The organism is Kiloniella sp. (assembly GCF_048259265.1).
Lineage (GTDB): Bacteria > Pseudomonadota > Alphaproteobacteria > Kiloniellales > Kiloniellaceae > Kiloniella.
In genome coordinates this window covers 51,949-70,247 of sequence record NZ_JBLXHT010000005.1, presented here as the reverse complement: position 1 = coordinate 70,247, position 18,299 = coordinate 51,949, and the positions used below count along the sequence as shown (strand labels likewise).

15 protein-coding genes are annotated in these 18,299 nt (G+C 45.9%); 1 reads left to right on the top strand and 14 read right to left on the bottom strand.

The window, feature by feature from the left end; translation table 11 throughout:
* Positions 1–6 precede the first annotated feature (6 nt).
* Entirely contained in the window at positions 7–1,233 is a 1,227-nt protein-coding gene (locus ACN0QW_RS09885; protein WP_417431059.1) for an aminotransferase class V-fold PLP-dependent enzyme, read from the bottom strand.
* 268 nt (positions 1,234–1,501) lie between these two features.
* Between ACN0QW_RS09885 and ACN0QW_RS09880 the strand changes: the two genes are divergently transcribed.
* On the top strand, positions 1,502–3,178 hold the full coding sequence (locus ACN0QW_RS09880; protein ID WP_417431057.1) for a PAS-domain containing protein: 1,677 nt from the start codon (positions 1,502–1,504) through the stop codon (positions 3,176–3,178).
* 22 nt (positions 3,179–3,200) lie between these two features.
* Here ACN0QW_RS09880 and ACN0QW_RS09875 read toward each other — a convergent pair whose 3' ends face one another.
* The 13 genes from ACN0QW_RS09875 to ACN0QW_RS09815 all read right to left on the bottom strand — a co-directional run bounded on the left by ACN0QW_RS09875 (position 3,201) and on the right by ACN0QW_RS09815 (position 18,104).
* A complete protein-coding gene (locus ACN0QW_RS09875; protein ID WP_417431055.1) occupies positions 3,201–4,163 on the bottom strand; it encodes a carbon-nitrogen hydrolase family protein in 963 nt (320 codons plus the stop codon).
* A gap of 135 nt (positions 4,164–4,298) precedes the next feature.
* Complete coding sequence (locus tag ACN0QW_RS09870; RefSeq protein WP_417431053.1) at positions 4,299–5,333, bottom strand: putative transporter; 1,035 nt, start codon at positions 5,331–5,333, stop codon at positions 4,299–4,301.
* Between the two features lie 244 nt (positions 5,334–5,577).
* Positions 5,578–6,447 (bottom strand): NAD(P)-dependent oxidoreductase, encoded by an 870-nt coding sequence (locus ACN0QW_RS09865; RefSeq protein WP_417431051.1) that lies wholly within the window; start codon positions 6,445–6,447, stop codon positions 5,578–5,580.
* A gap of 217 nt (positions 6,448–6,664) precedes the next feature.
* On the bottom strand, positions 6,665–9,061 hold the full coding sequence (locus ACN0QW_RS09860) for an ATP-binding protein (RefSeq protein ID WP_417431049.1): 2,397 nt from the start codon (positions 9,059–9,061) through the stop codon (positions 6,665–6,667).
* Positions 9,062–9,179: 118 nt separating this feature from the next.
* Entirely contained in the window at positions 9,180–9,599 is a 420-nt protein-coding gene (locus ACN0QW_RS09855) for an iron-sulfur cluster assembly scaffold protein (RefSeq protein WP_417431047.1), read from the bottom strand.
* Positions 9,600–9,607: 8 nt separating this feature from the next.
* A complete protein-coding gene (locus ACN0QW_RS09850) occupies positions 9,608–11,224 on the bottom strand; it encodes an NTP transferase domain-containing protein (RefSeq protein ID WP_417431045.1) in 1,617 nt (538 codons plus the stop codon).
* Positions 11,221–11,898, bottom strand: coding sequence for an XdhC family protein (locus ACN0QW_RS09845; RefSeq protein ID WP_417431043.1), 678 nt, complete (start codon positions 11,896–11,898; stop codon positions 11,221–11,223). Before ACN0QW_RS09845 ends, ACN0QW_RS09850 begins: the two co-directional genes overlap by 4 nt.
* A complete protein-coding gene (locus tag ACN0QW_RS09840) occupies positions 11,895–12,242 on the bottom strand; it encodes an XdhC family protein (protein WP_417431041.1) in 348 nt (115 codons plus the stop codon). The genes ACN0QW_RS09845 and ACN0QW_RS09840 overlap by 4 nt, the downstream gene beginning before the upstream one ends.
* A 13-nt stretch (positions 12,243–12,255) precedes the next feature.
* Entirely contained in the window at positions 12,256–13,476 is a 1,221-nt protein-coding gene (locus ACN0QW_RS09835; RefSeq protein ID WP_417431039.1) for a vWA domain-containing protein, read from the bottom strand.
* A 15-nt stretch (positions 13,477–13,491) separates the two neighbouring features.
* Complete coding sequence (locus ACN0QW_RS09830; RefSeq protein WP_417431037.1) at positions 13,492–14,409, bottom strand: AAA family ATPase; 918 nt, start codon at positions 14,407–14,409, stop codon at positions 13,492–13,494.
* Positions 14,410–14,486: 77 nt separating this feature from the next.
* On the bottom strand, positions 14,487–15,266 hold the full coding sequence (locus tag ACN0QW_RS09825) for an FAD binding domain-containing protein (protein WP_417431035.1): 780 nt from the start codon (positions 15,264–15,266) through the stop codon (positions 14,487–14,489).
* A gap of 14 nt (positions 15,267–15,280) precedes the next feature.
* Complete coding sequence (locus tag ACN0QW_RS09820; protein WP_417431033.1) at positions 15,281–17,632, bottom strand: xanthine dehydrogenase family protein molybdopterin-binding subunit; 2,352 nt, start codon at positions 17,630–17,632, stop codon at positions 15,281–15,283.
* 4 nt (positions 17,633–17,636) lie between these two features.
* Positions 17,637–18,104 (bottom strand): (2Fe-2S)-binding protein, encoded by a 468-nt coding sequence (locus ACN0QW_RS09815; protein ID WP_417431031.1) that lies wholly within the window; start codon positions 18,102–18,104, stop codon positions 17,637–17,639.
* Positions 18,105–18,299: the final 195 nt, after the last annotated feature.

Genomic DNA, 18,299 nt, shown 5'->3' with positions numbered 1-18,299 from the left:
TCCTGCTTATAGTACCTGATCAAACGCCTTGAGTAGCTTTTGGATGTCATCAGGGCTTGTGTAGTGAACGAAAGAAACGCGAACGGCGCCTGCTTCAGGATCAAGATTCATTCCCTCGAAAAGTCGATAGGAATAGAAATGTCCACCTGCGGCCATAATGCCGTGTTGGGATAAATCTTCGGCAACGGATCGTCCATTACGATTGGTTATGATGGAAATGGTTGGTGCTCTTTCTTCGGGGTTATCTGGGCCCAAAAGGCGTAAACCATTTCGCCCTCGGATATATTCGAGCAAAGGTGCCATCAAGTCTTGCTCATGGGCCTGAAAAAGATCATGGACATTTTTGCCCCGGGTAAGGGGATCTGCTTCATGATCAAAGTGGTGGGCATGTACAGCATCAAAATACTCTGAAACGCCGTTGGAAGCTGCAACTTGAGCATGATCTGGACCAGCAGGTACATATCGTTTGTGGGCTAGATTTTTGTTAAAGAAATGCCCCTGATGAGCCAGAATATCCCTTGTTTCTTGGCGGATAACCATCAACCCCTGATGTGGGCCAAAGGTTTTGTAGAGCGAAAAGAGATACACATCTGCGCCGAGGGCAGAAACATCGGGGAAACCGTGCCCGGCATAGGAAACACCATCAACGACAACTTTTGCCCCAACGACGTGGGCACGCGCTGTTATTTCAGCAACAGGGTTCACATGGGCAATGATATTTGAGCAATGAGGAAAAGTGACAAGACGTGTTTTGTCGTTCAATAAATTATCCAAATCAGCAAGATTCAGATACCCGGTTTCTGGATCAACCCGCCATTCGCGAACGATAATTCCACTGTCTGCTAATCTTCGCCAAACGCCAGAGTTTGCCTCATGGTCCTGATTGGTGACAATGATTTCATCGCCTTCTTGCATGGTGGCCCGAAAAGCCTGCGCCAGTACATAGGTGTTCTGGCTGGTCGATGGCCCTAGGTCAATCTCAGCTTCTGTAACATTCAGATAGGCGGCGAGTTTAATAAGGGCCTGATCCATTTCATGTCCAGCAGCCTCTGATGCGGGAAAGGGGTGGTAGGGCTGTAATTTGGTTTTGCAATAGTATGAGTTCAGGCGCTCAATCACCTGACGACAGGCATAAGATCCCCCCGCATTTTCAAAAAAAGACCAGTTATCAAGAGAGGGTTCTTTAAAGGCAGGAAAATTGGAACGAATAAAATCTAGATCTAATGTTGTCATGAGCAGTATTTGTCTCTTTATGTTTGAGGATTAAGAGGCAGGGTCCTTTTAATCTGTCTAAGTCAGTGGGATTTGAGCCAAGGAAGAGTGTGTTTGCTATTAAGGGTAGAAACACGGAAAATTAGTTATTCTTTTGAGTATGTAACTCTGTTTCTGGGCTTGGGGTCAAGCACCACTTTGAAGAGCAACGAAATTTTAAGAGTTTATTCTTTATCTTTGACACTTAAAGCTGGCAAGCAAGCCTTCTAATGCATTTGGGGTCATCAGTATGGGGAAACATAAGGTAACTCAGGCAGGGCCGCCTGTGGATTATACCAGTCCGCTTTACCTACCAAAACAAGCCGTTGCTTTTTTTGATGATGATCACAATTTGATCGGTAGCGATAATGACTTTCAAAAACTTTTGGGTGTGCCTAAAGATAGTGTCAAAGGGGGCACTTCGTTAAACGATATTCTTCTTCGTTGTATTTGCAGTGATGTGCGCGTTAATGCAAAGGGGGCCGAAGCGGAAATTCTCGACGAATGGCTTTATTTTATGGGAATTGGGCAGGCCATTGTTTTTCAAAAACCCAGCTTGGAATTAACACAAATCCGCATGAACAAATTGAGTAGCGGCGGTGCCTCTGTTCTGGTCAGTGATGCTTCGTCCTGTCTGGTTGGTGATGTGATTGCCATTGCTGGTCAGTTAAAGACGGTTGTCGAGAATATCACGCAAGGCATATCCCTTTTTGATCGAAATTGTAAGCTGGTGCTGTGTAACAAACGGTTTCTAGAGCTTATGGATTTCCCCGAAGAGCTTGGAAAACCCGGAACATCTATGGCCGATCTTTTCCGTTATAATGCTGAAAGGGGAGAGTATGGGCCAGGCAATATCGATCAACAGGTTCACGAACGTATGGAACTGGCGTACAAATTCGAGCCTCATCATTTAGAACGAACACGGACGGATGGAACTGTTGTAGAGGTTTGTGGAAATCCGCTTCAAGATGGGTTTGTGACAACGTATAATGATATTACCGTTCAAAAAAGAGTTGCAGAAGCTCTGGAAGAGGCCAACCTCGGCCTTGAGCATCGGGTGAAACAGCGCACAGCAGAGCTGCAGACTGAATTACAAACGCGTATTAAAACAGAAGAGCGGTTGCGGAGTGCTGTTAGCAAAGAGCAACTGGCAAGCCGAAGTAAGAATGAATTTTTGGCGAATATGAGCCATGAGCTTCGAACGCCGCTGAACTGTATTATTGGCTTCTCAGAACTGCTTAAAAATGAATCCTTCGGCCCCCTTGGACAGGAAAGATATAAAGATTATTGTTTTGATATCAATAACGCAGGGGTTCACCTGCTTGAGGTTTTAAACGATCTTCTGGACGTTTCGAAACTTGAGTCTGGAGATATGGATCTTGTGGAGACAGAGGTGGATCTGTCTACAGTAATAGAATCATCGGTGGCGATGCTGTCGAATAAAGCGGATAGCCATAATATTTCATTGATTACAGAATTGCCGAGCGACTTACCCTATCTCTATGCGGATGCACGTCGGATTAAACAGGTGTTGATTAACCTGCTTTCTAATGCGGTCAAATTTTCCCGTGAAGAAGGGGATGTGGTTATCACTGTATCTGGGAATAAACGAGACGGTATTAGCTTATCAATTGCCGACAAGGGGATAGGTATTAGTAAAGAAGATTTACCCAAGGTCATGGACCCCTTTCATCAAGTCAGCGAGGCCTTGACACGGAATCACGAAGGTAGCGGGTTAGGGCTTCACATTGTGAAATCACTTATTGAATTGCATGGTGGACGCGTTGTTATCAATAGTGAGCTTGGGGTGGGGACAAATGTTTGTGTTCATTTCCCCCGAGAACGCAGTGTTGATCGGGCCCCGGTCAACAAAACCAAAGGAAGTAAAAGTACAGAGATCAGTCTGGGAAACCGACCTCTGCACTGATGCAAGGCGATTATCTTACGCTTTAACTTGTAAATTTAACTGTGGATTGACGCTCTCTATTGACAGAGAGCTGTGTAACATCCGGCCGTGAATAGTGCCCTGCGGGATCAAAGTTCTGCCGCTCTCTTCGGACTGTTTTATGGTCAATGGTGGCGACGGACAGACGTTCTTCACCAATAATCGGTTCGATCACCCATTTGCCATCAGGGCCCATCAGGCAGCTACCGCCATTGGCAAGCAAGCCAGTGCTTTCTCCGGCTCTGATAAGATCAGCATGTGGGATATCATCTGTAATGTCTTCCACACGCATCAAACCACAGACAAACATTGTATACGAGCGGGATTCCTTGGCGATAAAACCAGGTAAATCATGGGTATTGTGATCTCCGCCGGGCCAGCAGGCAAAGTGAAGATCTTCCCCTTGTGCATAGAGCGACGCGCGGGCCAATGGCATCCAGTTTTCCCAGCAGTTCAGGCCACCCACTGTGAACTCCCCTAGCGGGTGTGTTCGCAGACCGTGACCATCGCCGGGCGCCCAGGCCAGCCGTTCCTCGTAGGTTGGCATTAGTTTGCGATGAACGGAACCGACTTGACCCTGCTTGTCGATATAAACAAGGGTGCAATAGAGGCTGTGCCCTGCCCGATCAAGGGGGCGTTCCATGATGCCGACATAGACAGCAATCTCACGTGTTTTTGCGGTTTCACAAACAGATGCAAGATCACCGCGTTCAATGCAGACACCCTCGTCCAGATACTTGGCGTGGATTTCCTTTTGAATGTCGTTGTTAAAACGGGCGCCATCGGTACGATCGAGCCAAAAGGGGTAGCCGGGTGCCAAAGCTTCGCCGAAACCAACGAGATCACAGCCTTGATCTGCAGCTTGATTTATGTAGTCGATGATTTTTTCGAGGGTAGCTTCGCGATTGAGCCAGATAGGCGTGATCTGGGCAAGCCCAACGGTCAAAAGATCTTTATTGGCAGACATAAGATAACTCCGGATAATACGAATTTATCCAGAGTTAAACATGCGAATTTTCACGGATCAAAGCTTGATCAGTAGTCGAGCCCTCTTTACCGCAAGAATGTGAAAAATCCCTCAATACGAGGGCTTTTTCTGAATTTATTGCTTTGCTTCATGCTTCTCAAGGTTTGCTTCAAACTCAGTTAGTCGAAGACGTATCGAACGTAGCTCGGTAATAACCGTCCAATTATCTATGAAAACCGAGAATCCATTATGCACTTTACCGAAAGCATTGGAGACTTGAATCATTATTCCGAGAGGTATGAGGCCACTGAAAAGACTAGGTCCAATCATCATGTATGGAACGATGATCATGACTTGGCCATAAAGACTCGCCCATAAATCAAAGTAGCTGTAGTGCATATAAAGTCTATGATAGTTAAAGCGAATGCCAAGGAAAAGCTCCACAATAGTTTCTGTTTGAGCATAATCTGTTTTATTGTCTTCTGCTAAAACAAGTTCTTTTCTGAAAGCGGCTTCAACTCTTTGATTATTATATTCAAGGCCTGGAAGCTTATAGCCAATAAACCACGAAGCAACTAATCCTCCGATTGATACAATTAATGCCACCCAGACAAGTGATCCCTCAACATCTTTTAAGTACGGGATATCAACTTTCTCACTGAGCGACCAAAGTAATGGAATAAATGCAATCAAAGTTAAAAAGGCGTGCATTGTTCGAATGCCCAGTAACTCTAATATTTTTGCAAATCTAAAGCAATCCTCTTGAATTCGCTGAGAAGCACCTTCTATTTCTTCCGAAACTGATTGCCAACGAGGGAGGTATCCAAAAGTCATGGCTTCTCTCCAACGAAGAATGAAAATCCGAGCAAACCAATTTAAAAAAGCCCCAAGCAATATCATTGGAAACACAATTACCGCAAAAGAAGGGACGCCTTCAAATCCCTCGCCAACATATTTCAATGATATTAGTTTGTCGTAGAAAAGGGCTAAGCCTTCTTCAGGGTTTTTAGTGTAATTATCTGATGCTTGTAATAAATTATAGAAATCTCCGTACCATTCATTGAAAAGTACGGATAGCTCTACTTGTGCGTAAATCATTAATAGAATTAAGGCACTGCCACCATAAGCCCAGAGAGCCCATTCTTTTGATTTAAAAAAGCTATGAAACATGTGGTTCTTTCTCTGCGGACTTAGGAAAATTAAGTGCGGCTATCATGGCGACGGCTTGTGGTGGGATCAAGGCTGTATTTAGCTGTTTCCTGCGATAAGACGTGAAATCACAATAACTTGAAAGGCAGGTAACATTATTGCTGGTTATTGTTATGTGCTTTGTCACAACTCAAACTATGAATTGAGCGCATAAAAAAGCAGCAGCGAGAAGCTTGTTCTCACTGCTGTTTCCATTATTCTCTGCTTAATCGTTCTGTAGTAAGTGCACCAAACTGGATGTATCCCAGCGGTTACCACCACGACCTTGGACTTGAGCGTAGAATTGATCGACAAGATGAGTCACGGGTAAACGCGCGCCGTTTCGTTTTGATTCTTCGAAACAAATGCCAAGGTCTTTACGCATCCAATCGACGGCAAAGCCAAATTTGAACTCGCCTTGGCACATGGTAGATCCTCGGTTCTCCATCTGCCAGGAACCCGCAGCTCCCTTAGAGATTACGTCGATGACTTTTCCCATATCCAGATTGGCTTTTTGACCGAAGTTCATGGCTTCACTGAGACCCTGCACGAGGCCTGCAATAGCAATTTGGTTGACCATCTTCGTCAATTGTCCTGAGCCAACAGGTCCCATAAGGGTGACTGCACGTGAGAAACAATCGGCAACGGGTTTGATACGGTCAAAGGCAGCTTGTTCGCCACCACACATAACTGTTAGAACACCGTTTTCAGCGCCAGCCTGACCACCAGATACAGGAGCGTCGATAAAGTGGATGGATTTTTCGCGTGCGATAGCATCAAGTTCGCGAGCAACATCTGCTGATGCCGTTGTGTGATCGACCAGAATTGTATCTGCGCTCATACCGGCAAAGATACCGTCATCGCCAAGAACAACAGAGCGCAGGTCATCATCGTTCCCAACACAACAGAAAACAATTTCAGCACCTTCAGATGCAACTCGCGGCGTTGTCGCGCTTTTGCCCCCGTGTTCTTGTACCCATGCCTCGGCTTTTGTATTTGTTCTATTGTAAACGTTAACTTCATGTCCCTTTGCGGCTAGATGTCCAGCCATGGGATACCCCATAACACCTAAACCGATAAACGCGACTTTTGCCATAAATCCTGCTCCTAAATTTTTTACTTCCCGTAAGTGTCTATCTGGGGGGTAGATTTTTGTTGGGGTGTCTCTATGAATTGAGGTGAGCTTAGAAACTTGACAGGGATTGGGCAAGGGGCATGAGTTATTGTCCTCTTACAGATAGAGACAATTTTCGAGGTCGGATATAAGGTGGGCTTTTATCCTTTCCCCTGTTTGAGTGAGCTGTCTGGGCCAACTACATTTCGAGTTTTTTCGTTGGGACGTTTTGGCTGATTACCTTCATCAGCTGATCGAAATCTACTGGTTTGGCCACATAGTCATTCATTCCGGCGGCGATATATGTGTCTCGATCACCTTTCATGGCATTTGCGGTTACAGCGATGATAGGAATTTCTGACTTGGCTCCGTTCAATTTACGGATAGCCTTTGTCGCTTCAATACCGTCCATTTCGGGCATTTGTATATCCATAAGGATTATGTCGGGATCTTTGTGTTTTAGGTATTCAAGTGCTTCCAGGCCGTTAAAAGCAATGTCTGTATGATGATTACGTTTGGCTAAGAACTTGGACAGCAACATTTGGTTTATTTTATTATCCTCTACGATGAGCACGTGTAACTGTTTATCTGAGGATAATGATGTTGTTTCTGTTGTTTTTTTATCATTTATTTCTGCAACAGGTTTGTTTGATTTAGGCTCAACCGGAGGAATGAGATTTTTTTTCTGATCTGAACTCGGTATTTCCATGGGAACAGTAAACCAGAAGGTACTGCCGTTTCCGAGGGAGCTTTCAAGACCGATTTCACCGTTCATTTGTTGGCTTAAGTGCTTTGCAATTGACAGGCCGAGACCTGCACCGCCATGTTTTCTGGATGAAGAACCGTCAGCTTGGGTAAAACGTTCGAATATACGTTTTTGATCGGGGTCACTGATGCCGATGCCTGTATCTTCTACGGAAAATTTGATCCACTGAACGTTTCCAGAACGCGGTTTAAGAGGGGCTACCGAGATCTTGATATGCCCTGCATCCGTGAACTTGATTGCGTTACCAACAAGATTGAAAAGAACTTGCCTTAATCTGGTCGGGTCATTGCGCACCCAGTCAGGAAGGCTGGGATCTATTTCTGAAAGTAATGTTAAGTTTTTGGATAAAGCATTTGGTTTTTGAGTTGAAGTTACTGATTCAATAACCTCTGTTAGACTCAAATCACTGATTTCCAGTTTGCTTACCCCAGCATCCAGTTTAGAAATATCGAGAATATCGTTGATAAGTAATAATAGATGGTCGGCTGAGCTTTTGATGGAATTTGTGTAATCCTGCTGTTCTTCATCGAGCCGACTTTCCAGCATTAAATTGGTCATCCCCACAATGCCATTCATAGGGGTACGAATCTCATGACTCATCGTGGCAAGGAATTCTGATTTACTGCGGCTTGCCTGTTCGGCCTCTACTTTTGCTGCGCGTAAGCTTTCTTCTGTTCTTTGCCTTTCAATGACTTCTTCTTCCAATCGGTCATTGGTTTCTTGCAGCCAATGTGTTCTATCGCGGACTTTATCTTCCAAATCGCTTTGATGCTGGCGGATTTCTGATTCCATAGCATCGAAACTTTCCAATGCTAGCAATAGCTCGTTAGATTGGGTTTCAGGAATAGCTTCTGTTGATAGTGTCTCGCTTCTCTTCATCGCGTTTATTTTTTTTCGTAGAGTGCCCAGAGGGTTAATAACGATACGATGCAGAGAAAAAACCATGAAAATTAAGGCAATGGCAAAAAAAGCGGCAAAAAGTTGTAATACCGTTGAAATCGCGAATTGTCCTTTGCTTAGTATCTCCATTTGATGTGGATGAACCAAACGCATTAATTTCACGTCATTCATGGCAATGATATCGACATAGGAGTAGAGCATGCCGTTTTCTTGATCGTCGAACAGGCCGATTGCCCCGGGTTGTAGAGAGTTTGATATAACGTCGACGGGTAGGTTCTGGTCCTCTGAAATACTTTGATCCAGACTGAAAACCGTATTGAATTCTGCGTTGAGATCCTTAGCAATTTTTTCCATACGGTTTTGATCTAAAAATCGCCCGGTGATGGCAATTCCACGGGCAGGACCATCCTGATTACTTTTGAGGATGGGATGCGCTGCAATCATCATTGGCCCGCGCGTTGTCTGGGCAAAACCCGCCATACCACTATTCGCAACAACGGCTAGGGGCGACATGACAGATCTCGTTTTGGCATCAACAAAGGTAATATCCAGATCTGTAAAGCTGTCAGCCTCTTTGTCAAACCAGCGGCCCCAAACGATATCGTTGTTCATATCGTAAAAAGCCATCATGTGTATATCTGTTAATAGAAAGGTGTCATCCGGGGCACTGCCTGTGATAAAATCAGGATCTTTTGTGATCATATATTCATAGGTATCGTCCCAAACCCCCCAATCACTGGAATAGATCTTCAAATCTTTTAGTTCAGCGTTTAGTGTATTTTGTATTTGTTGTGATCGATGAATGGTATTCTCACGATCAAGATAGGCAAATTCCGGTTCAACAACAGTTTTCAGTATAGCGGCACTGGTCGCGATCAAAACGAGAAATAGTACGGCCAGAAGAGAACCAATTTTACTCTGAATCGACATAATTTTTTCAAACCTTTACACGTGTTGAATTTCATAACGCACGCTGTAGTTCTGGAAATCTTGCGGATCAGGTAGCAAAACTTCTATTTTAATCAGTACAATTATATAATTTTTTGTTTTAATAAATTGTTTCTATTTTGGCGAGTGCCTGAAAAGGGAGTAATACACAGTTATGTCTGTTTTTTATTTCAGCAACAGGTTGGAAAATATGGAATGATTCCCAATTACTTGGAAGGGATATGGGTGAATTTTCCTTCAATTGGGATTTTAATGTCATATGAATTTCCTGTAACTCAGCTAAATTACGCCCAATAGAAAGATCTTTTATAAGTTGTGCCGAGGCCTTGCAAAGAGCACAGGATTGCGCTTTGTAGCCAACTTCGGAAATAAGATTGTCGGCTATTCGCAGGTCGATCGTGATACGATCACCACAAAGGGGGTTGTTATGGACTATGGTGTGGTCGGGACTTTCCAGCCGACAATCACCCATGGCTGCAAGACGCAAAAGCTCTTTGTTATAGAGGTCGTCATCAGACATTAATTCGCTCATTTTGTGAAACTCGTCTCGCGTAGGTTGGATAATGCTTCGGGCGTATCTATATCTGAAAGTACAGATGTATTATCCATAATCACTTCTTGTAGGTCTTCTGGATAATTACCTAAAAGGTGCCTTGCCCCGCTATCACCTTTTAAATTAAGCATCTCTGGGATAAAGCTTTTGTTCCATAATACGGGGTTGCCACGTTTTCCTTCGAATGTTGGCACACAGACCGCGGCTCCATTTTCAGGGTCATAAGCTTTGATCAATTGATTCAGTTGTGTGCCATTGATCGACGGCATGTCCCCTAAACAGATCAGGACTGCATCACTATCCGCTGGTACTGCCATTAATCCTTTTATCAAAGACGTACTCAGCCCATCGGTGAAGTCAGGATTGTGAACGTATTCAACATCATTTTGGCTCAAGGTTTTCTGCACCAGCTTGGCTTCGTGCCCTGTTACAACAATTGTATGATCGACCTGGCTCTCGCCAATATTATCTGCAACCCATTTTACAAGGGGTTTGCCGTGCCATTTCTGGAGGAGTTTATTTTCCGGTCCCATCCTTCGAGACTGCCCTGCCGCCAAGAGAATAGCGGTTACCTTGGGGGCGTTATGAGAGATTTCGGAAGGTATTTTTTCTCTTGGTTGTGGGCGTGTCGGAATTTCAGAGAGCAACCCGCCGCATCCCATTTGCATGATTGTATTCCGATTGACGTTCAATCCAGCAAGAATACGCTGCAAGATCCAGTCAAATCCATTTAGCTTAGGTGATCTGGCACAACCGGGTAAGCCTATGATCTTACACCCCGAATGATTGCCCAGCAAAAGTAAATTTCCCGGATCTACAGGCATCCCAAAATGTTCGATATCACCACCCGAAAGCTCTAGCCCTTTGGGCAGTGCATCTTGTCTATCAACAATTGCTGAAGCGCCAAATATCAGGATGAGGTCGTGATTACTCTTGCGTAGGGTGTTAATGGCTGTGGCAATTGCGGTGGGGGTATGATCAACAATAGTTGTCTCTGAAAGTTCATTGACACAGGACTTGAGGCGCTGGTTCACAACCATCTGTGTTTTTGCCAGAACAGATTTTTTTGTTTGCGGTAATCGGGTCAGGATAAGACCTGTTTTAAATTTTTTAAAGGGATGGACGGTAAGTTGAGCTAATCCTTTGGTTTGTTCCAGAGCTTGCGATGGGGCAGCTAACGGAATGATTTTTGCTGTGGCCACGAGCTGATCCGGATGGACAACACTATAGGATGAAAGCGTCGCAAGTGTGATGGCCTCGTCGATTGAATTAATCTTATCAATATCTTGTGGAGTGGTTTCAAAAACACCGTGTTCTGTACTGTAAATGTTACAGCGCCCTGTAAAGGCCAGGCTTGTTTTGACGCCTCTGCCAGAAACAAACTGCCCAAGCTGAGCGGCGGCAAGGTCTTCGTGAATGTCGTGTTCTTCTAGCCGGATTGTGGTGATGGTTGCGATGTCTGACATCAGCAGATCATTGATGTCAGATGATGTCAGATGGTGCCCTTTGCCCAAACGACCTTTGTGACTGTTGATCGAATGCGCCAGATAGGTGCCTTCCGCATCCCCGGTTTTGATTTCAGCGTAAATCACGACCTATCCCCATGGCGGAGGGCTTTTGTAATAGAGGCTAAAATGGATACGGCAATCTCAGCGGGATTTTTTGCTCCGATATCCAGCCCAATCGGGCCTTCGATCCGTTCAAGGTTATTTAAATTTTTCAGACGATCAAGCCGTTTGGCGTGGGTTCTCTTGCTACCTAGGGCACCGATATAAAAGGCGTTAGACTGTAGTGATGCTACCAACGCGGGGTCGTCCAGTTTGGGGTCATGAGTAAGCAAAACAACGGCAGTTCTGTGATCAGGTTTGAGATCTTCCATGGCCTCGTCTGGCCATTCGTTGGTGATGTTGCAATTCGGAAAGCGGGTCTTGTTACCAAATGCACTGCGCGGATCAATAAGAATAATTTCGTAACCAGCGGATTGCGCCATGGGTACCAAAAATTGTGATATATGAACGGCACCGACGATGATCAAACGCAGAGGTGGATTGAAAATTTGAATGAAGGTCTCGCCGTTTTCAGTTGCGTGAACATAAGATTTGTCGTCACGTACAGCTGATTTCAGGATATCCAACAAGGGATGATCTACATCTGGTCTTTGGGGATATACTAGTTCCTGTTCACCGCTTTTCAGGTCTGTGAGTAAAACGGTGGTTTCCTTTGCCGATTTAGCGCGGTTTAGTTGATCGAGTGTTGTGCGCTTCATGCTGCTTCCAATCGTTCAACATATACCTGAATGGTCCCGCCACAGGCCAAGCCAACGTCCCAAGCCTGTTCATCGTCGACACCAAATTCCAAAATACCGGCTTTGCCGTGGTCCATAATTTCTAAGGCTTCTTGAATCACAGCACCTTCGATACAGCCACCACTGACAGAACCAAGCATGGTCATGTTCTGGTCTATGATCATTATGCTGCCAGCCTGACGCGGTGATGATCCCCATGTTTTGATAACGGTTGCCAGAGCAACCTGGCGACCTTCGTCTAGCCAACGAGCTGCGGTTTTCAATAGGTCTTCAGCAGATGTTTCTCTTACTTGTGGTTCAATCATTCTTGGTGGTCCGTTACTGTGCGGGGCGTCTGGTATTTTGCAGGCTTTCGATCAAACCTTCCAGACTATTTATATTGTGAGCACTTCTAAATTCATCAACATGGGGCAGCATTAATTTAATTCCGCGGGCCTTTGCCTGAAATGCGTCGTATCTGAGCAATGGGTTTAGCCATATGAGCTTTCGACAGGATTTGTGTAAGCGATCCATTTCCAATGCAAGATCGTAGGCGTCATCCCTCTCTAGACCGTCGGTGATCAAAAGAACATTTGCGCGTTGACCCAAAACACGACGTGACCAGTGCTGATTGAAATCGTGTATAGCGCTGCTGATCCGTGTTCCCCCTGACCAGTCATCTATTTGTTGTCCGACCGCGGCGAGGGCTTCATCGACGTCCTTATATTTCATCTGTCTGGTGATGTTGTGTAATTCAGTACCAAAGGTGAAGCTATGGATACGGTCGCGAGCAGAACTAAGGCTGTGAATGAAATGGAGCAACATTCTGCTGTATTCACTCATAGAGCCAGAGATATCACAGAGAATGACCAGTGGTGCTCGCTGTACCTTTTTTGCTTTATATTTCAGCTCAATAATATCTGCCCCACGTCTCATTGATGCCTGCATCGTTTTGCGGGTATCAATACGTTGCTTCTGTACGGATGGAGAAAAGCGTCGAGTGGTGATTAGTTCAGCAGGTAGTTGCAAACGTTTAATGAGCTCCAATGCTTTTTGCTGTTCTTCGGTACTCATTTGTTCAAAATCTTTATGGCGAAGCACTTTCTCGCCAGAGCTGGTGAGTCTGGCGTCAAACTCGACCTCTAGTTCTTCATCCTCCTTTTCTTTTGGGGGCTGGTTCTTTTGTTCTGGCGCGAATGCCTGACTCACCCGCTTGAGAGCTTTGTCTTTTTCGTCTTGTGGCGCGTTTTCAAGAAATGTCGTTGGCAACAACAACGACATTGCCCGTTCCAAAAACTCGGGGTTGCGCCAAAAGATATGAAAGCATTGATCAAAAATCTCTTGTTGATCTCTGCAGGTAATAAAAAGGCATCGGAAGGTGTCATAGATATCGTCACGCCTTGTTAGCCCTGAAAACCGGATGGCCTCTATTGCTTCCAAAACACGCGTTGGCGGAAGGGAAATCCCTGCCTTTCTCAAGGTTCGGGCAAAATGGAGAATATTCTCTGCCAGATAACCTTTGTCATGGGGCGTGTTGCGTTGTGAGCTTTGTTGAACCATAAGGAGTTACCCTATCTAATCCATCTCTGTTTGTACTTTCCTTAAAATTTCAGCGGCTTCACTTCCTTGAACACGGTTTATATCATCTTGATATTTTAAGAGAACGCCTAAGGTATCACTGACGATTTCTGGTGCCAGAGAGACACGATCCAGTTGTGTTAATGCATTGGTCCAGTCAATGGTTTCTGCAATACCGGGCTGTTTGAAAATTTGAGGGTTTTTGCGTAACTCCTGAACGAAAAGAACAACTTCATTACTGAGCTGTTCGGCTGCATCCGGTGCTTTGAGTTTGAGGATCTCAAGCTCTCGTAGGGCATCAGGATAATCAACCCAATGATAAAGGCACCGACGTTTTAAGGCGTCGTGAATTTCCCGGGTTCTATTCGATGTGATGATGACAATTGGTGGCTCTTCTGCCTTGATTGTTCCAAGCTCTGGAATAGTAATCTGATAGTCAGAGAGAACTTCCAATAAATAAGCTTCAAAAGCTTCGTCTGCACGATCCAGCTCATCTATAAGCAAAACGGGACTTTTGCCATTGTGGCTTTCCAAAGCTTCCAGCAATGGACGCTTTATTAAAAACTCTGGACCAAAGATATCTTTGGACAGCCCGGATCGGTCGGTATCCCCTGCGGCTTCAGCAATGCGGATTTCAACCATTTGCCGGGTATAGTTCCATTCATAAACGGCAGTGTTTATATCAAGGCCTTCATAACATTGAAGACGTAACAAAGGCCGCTCCAGAGTTGCAGCGAGTACTTTTGCGATTTCAGTCTTTCCAACCCCGGCTTCGCCTTCGAGAAACAGCGGGCGTTGCATGTTCAAGGCAAGGTGAATCACCGTGGCAAGAGAACGGTCGGCTACGTATTTTCCGTTGGTTAGGTTTTGAAGGACGTCATCAATTGAAGCAGAGATTTGAGACGAATTAGGCATGACGTGCTCCGCAGGAAGATTATTAAAACGTAAAAAGGCCGCAGTTGATTAATGCAAAGCAACTGCGGCCAGATAGATTAGCCGTTTATTTGAGCAACGGCGCGTTTGGCAAGAACCTTAATCAGGTTGGCACGATATTCTGCAGATGCATGTATATCGCTATTCAGGCCATCTGCAGATACAGAAATTTTATCCAATGATTGTGGGGTGAAGCTTGCTGAAAGGGCAGCCTCCATTTCTGTTTGACGGAAGACGCAAGGACCAGCACCTGTAACTGCTACTCTGATGCCAGAGCTGGTTTTTGCGACCATCACGCCGACGATGGCATACCGTGACGCCGGGTTATCGAACTTTATGTAAGCAGCTGCTTCTGGTCTCGGAAAGGTCACATTGGTAATGATCTCGCCTTCTTCCAAAGCTGTTTCAAAAAGGTCGGTAAAGAAATCATCTGCGGCAATTGTCCGCCGATTGGTACTGACCACTGCGTTCAGTCCGACAACCGCAGCAGGATAGTCTGCTGCTGGGTCATTGTTGGCAATTGAGCCCCCAATGGTTCCTCTGTTGCGAACCTGGGCATCACCAATCCCGCTGGCAAGAGATGCTAGTACAGGGATTGTTGCTTTGGTTGCCACTTCGGCATGGGTTGTCATAGCCCCGATAGCCAGTTGATCACCATCGGGGCAAACCCCGCGAAGTGATTCAATGGCACTGAGGTCAACCAAAGCTTCCGGTTGGGCCAGACGTTGTTTGAGTGTCGGGATTAAGGTTTGTCCCCCGGCAAGCAAAACGGTGTCATCGTTCAGGAGGTTAGTAGCTTCGTCTATGGTACCCGGACGTTTGTAATCAAAATTATACATGATGCATTCCTCCCTTATAGTCCCTGTGCCGCACGCCATACCTTTTCAGGTGTGGCTGGCATGTCGATTTCCTTGCCCAGTGCGTTGGTGATGGCATTCATCAATGCCGCTGGTGCAGAGATCGCACCTGCTTCACCACAGCCCTTTACGCCAAGGGGATTTGTCGTACATGGGGTGTTGATGGTTTCGACCCGGAAGGTCGGTAAGTCATCAGCACGAGGCATGCAGTAGTCCATGTAAGAACCGGTCAAAAGCTGACCGCTTTCCTTGTCATAGACACAGTTTTCCAGAAGAGCCTGCCCGATACCTTGCGCAAGCCCACCGTGAACTTGTCCTTCGACAATCATGGGGTTAATCACATTACCAAAATCATCCACAGCAACCCAATCCAAGATTTCTGTTGTACCTGTCTCTGGATCAATCTCGACCTCGGCGATGTGAGTGCCAGCAGGGAAGGTAAAGTTTAGCGGATCATAGAACGCCGTTTCGTCCATGCCCGGTTCAACATCCGCCGGATAGTTATGGGGTACATAGGCAGAAAATGCGATCTCTGCCATTGTCATTTTTTTATCCGTACCCGCAACAGAGAAAACACCACCGGAATGTTCAATGTCCTCGACAGAAGCTTCCAGTGTATGGGCTGCAATTTTTTTACTTTTTTCGACAACTTTATCGATGGCTTTCATAATTGCAGACCCCCCGACAGCAAGGGACCGGGACCCATAGGTACCCATTCCAAAAGGTACCTTACCGGTATCGCCGTGGGATATTTCCACCTGATCAATCGGCACGCCGAGTTGGTCGGAGACGATCTGGGCAAAGGTTGTCTCGTGACCTTGGCCGTGTGAGTGGCTGCCTGTAAAGACAGTCACGCTGCCGGTTGGGTTGAAGCGAACCTGTGCAGATTCCCATAGTCCCACACCAGCACCAAGAGAACCAACCGCCGCTGACGGTGCAATGCCGCAAGCTTCGATAAAGGCGGAATAGCCAATACCGCGAAGCTTGCCGCGTTTTGCCGATTCAGCTTTTCGGGCTTCGAAACCACTGTAATCAATGGCGGCCTGCGCCTTATCCATGGCGAGGGCATAGTTGCCGCTATCGTAGGTCATAATAACGGGTGTCTCATAAGGATAAGCATCCGGTGAGATGAAGTTCCGTTTGCGCATTTCACCCGGATCTATACCCATTTCACGGGCCCCGATTTCGATCATCCGTTCGACAACATATGTTGCTTCCGGCCGACCGGCACCACGATAGGCATCGACGGGGGCTGTGTTTGTAAACCCAGCCTGAACCTCACAATAGATGGCTGGCATTGTATACTGACCATTAAGCAAGGTGCCGTAGAGATAGGTTGGCACGGCAGAGGCAAAGGTTGATAGATAACAGCCAACATTTGCTTTGGTCGATACCTTGAAACCAAGGATTTTACCATCAGCATCAAAGGCCATTTCTGCATGGGTTTCATGATCACGGCCATGAGCATCAGACAGGAATGATTCAGATCTTTCCGCTGTCCATTTGATGGGGCGATCAAGTTTCTTTGTTGCCCAGGCACAGACTGTTTCTTCGGAATAGATAAAGATCTTTGATCCAAATCCACCCCCGACATCCGGGGCGATAACCCGCAATTTATGTTCTGGTGCGACCGCATTAAAAGCCGATAGGACAAGTCTGTGTACATGAGGATTCTGACTGGTGGTATAGAGTGTTATTTCGTCTGTACCTGCATCATATTCCCCCAGTGCTGCACGGGGTTCCATTGCATTTGGAATCAGTCGATTATTCCGTAAGTCCATGCGCGTGACGTGGTGCGCTGTTGCGATGGCTTGCTCTGTGGCAGAACGGTCACCAAGCTCCCAATCAAAAGACAGGTTGCCGGGGATGTCGTCGTGGATTTGTGGTGCACCACTTGCTAATGCATCACCAACTTCGATGACATGGGGTAGTTCTTCGTAATCAATCTCTACAAGTTCGGATGCATCCCTCGCTTCTTGCAGTGTTTCTGCAACAACAAGTGCAACCTGATGTCCAACGTATTTAACATGACTTACGGCCAATGCGGGGTGGGCAGGGGCTTTGTGTGGAGTGCCGTCTTTAGAAGTAATTCCCCAACCGCAGATAATAGGGCCAATGCCATCCGCTTCCATATCTGGACCCGTTAAAATGTCAACAACACCGGGGGCTTTCAGGGCTTCGCTTGTGTCGATGCTGTTAATTTTTGCGTGGGCATAGGGTGATCGAATGAAGTATCCATAGGTCTGGCCGGACTTTGTGATATCGTCGAGATATCGCCCCTTGCCGATGATGAAACGCTTGTCTTCTTTGCGACGTACAGAGGCGCCGATTCCAGTTTCAGTAGTCATGATTTTACGCCTCCATTTCTTTTGCAGCGGCCTGAATAGATTTAATGATGTTCTGGTAGCCTGTGCAGCGACAAATGTTGCCTTCTAGTCCTTCGCGAATTGATGCGTCATCCAGATTGTCAGATTTATTAACCAGATCAACAGCACTCATTATCATACCTGTTGTACAAAATCCGCACTGCAGACCGTGATTTTCCTGAAAGGATTTTTGCATAGGATGAAGGTCATTTCCCTTCGCAAGGCCTTCAATTGTTGTCACGTTTGCTCCTTCAGCTTGAACAGCAAGCATGGTACAGGATTTTGCGCTATTACCATTGACGTGAACAACACAGGCACCACATTGGCTGGTATCACAGCCAACATGAGTGCCCGTAAGTTTTAGATTTTCGCGAATAAAAGTCACAAGCAGAGTATTCGACGATACATCCGCCGAAACTTGCTTGCCATTAACTGTCATAGATACCGTTGGCATCGGGTTTCTCCTGTTCGTGGTGTGACAGTCCAGATTATTTTTTTGTTCGTTAAGGGTTCTGGATCTGTTGCCCTAGGGGCGAATGGTGCACTGCATAGGCCTATTGAATCCGTGCAACGCGATCTGGAATTGATGGGTTCTTTGTCGAACTCTTTTGTGTTTAGAACGTGCTTAATCTCATTTCTATGCCCAAGA

Coding starts and splice junctions, on each gene's coding strand:
- ACN0QW_RS09885 (WP_417431059.1), bottom strand. CDS start 1,233: ATGACAACATTAGATCTAGATTTTATTCGTTCCAATTTTCCTGCCTTT.
- ACN0QW_RS09880 (WP_417431057.1), top strand. CDS start 1,502: ATGGGGAAACATAAGGTAACTCAGGCAGGGCCGCCTGTGGATTATACC.
- ACN0QW_RS09875 (WP_417431055.1), bottom strand. CDS start 4,163: ATGTCTGCCAATAAAGATCTTTTGACCGTTGGGCTTGCCCAGATCACG.
- ACN0QW_RS09870 (WP_417431053.1), bottom strand. CDS start 5,333: ATGTTTCATAGCTTTTTTAAATCAAAAGAATGGGCTCTCTGGGCTTAT.
- ACN0QW_RS09865 (WP_417431051.1), bottom strand. CDS start 6,447: ATGGCAAAAGTCGCGTTTATCGGTTTAGGTGTTATGGGGTATCCCATG.
- ACN0QW_RS09860 (WP_417431049.1), bottom strand. CDS start 9,061: ATGTCGATTCAGAGTAAAATTGGTTCTCTTCTGGCCGTACTATTTCTC.
- ACN0QW_RS09855 (WP_417431047.1), bottom strand. CDS start 9,599: ATGTCTGATGACGACCTCTATAACAAAGAGCTTTTGCGTCTTGCAGCC.
- ACN0QW_RS09845 (WP_417431043.1), bottom strand. CDS start 11,898: ATGAAGCGCACAACACTCGATCAACTAAACCGCGCTAAATCGGCAAAG.
- ACN0QW_RS09840 (WP_417431041.1), bottom strand. CDS start 12,242: ATGATTGAACCACAAGTAAGAGAAACATCTGCTGAAGACCTATTGAAA.
- ACN0QW_RS09835 (WP_417431039.1), bottom strand. CDS start 13,476: ATGGTTCAACAAAGCTCACAACGCAACACGCCCCATGACAAAGGTTAT.
- ACN0QW_RS09830 (WP_417431037.1), bottom strand. CDS start 14,409: ATGCCTAATTCGTCTCAAATCTCTGCTTCAATTGATGACGTCCTTCAA.
- ACN0QW_RS09825 (WP_417431035.1), bottom strand. CDS start 15,266: ATGTATAATTTTGATTACAAACGTCCGGGTACCATAGACGAAGCTACT.
- ACN0QW_RS09820 (WP_417431033.1), bottom strand. CDS start 17,632: ATGACTACTGAAACTGGAATCGGCGCCTCTGTACGTCGCAAAGAAGAC.
- ACN0QW_RS09815 (WP_417431031.1), bottom strand. CDS start 18,104: ATGCCAACGGTATCTATGACAGTTAATGGCAAGCAAGTTTCGGCGGAT.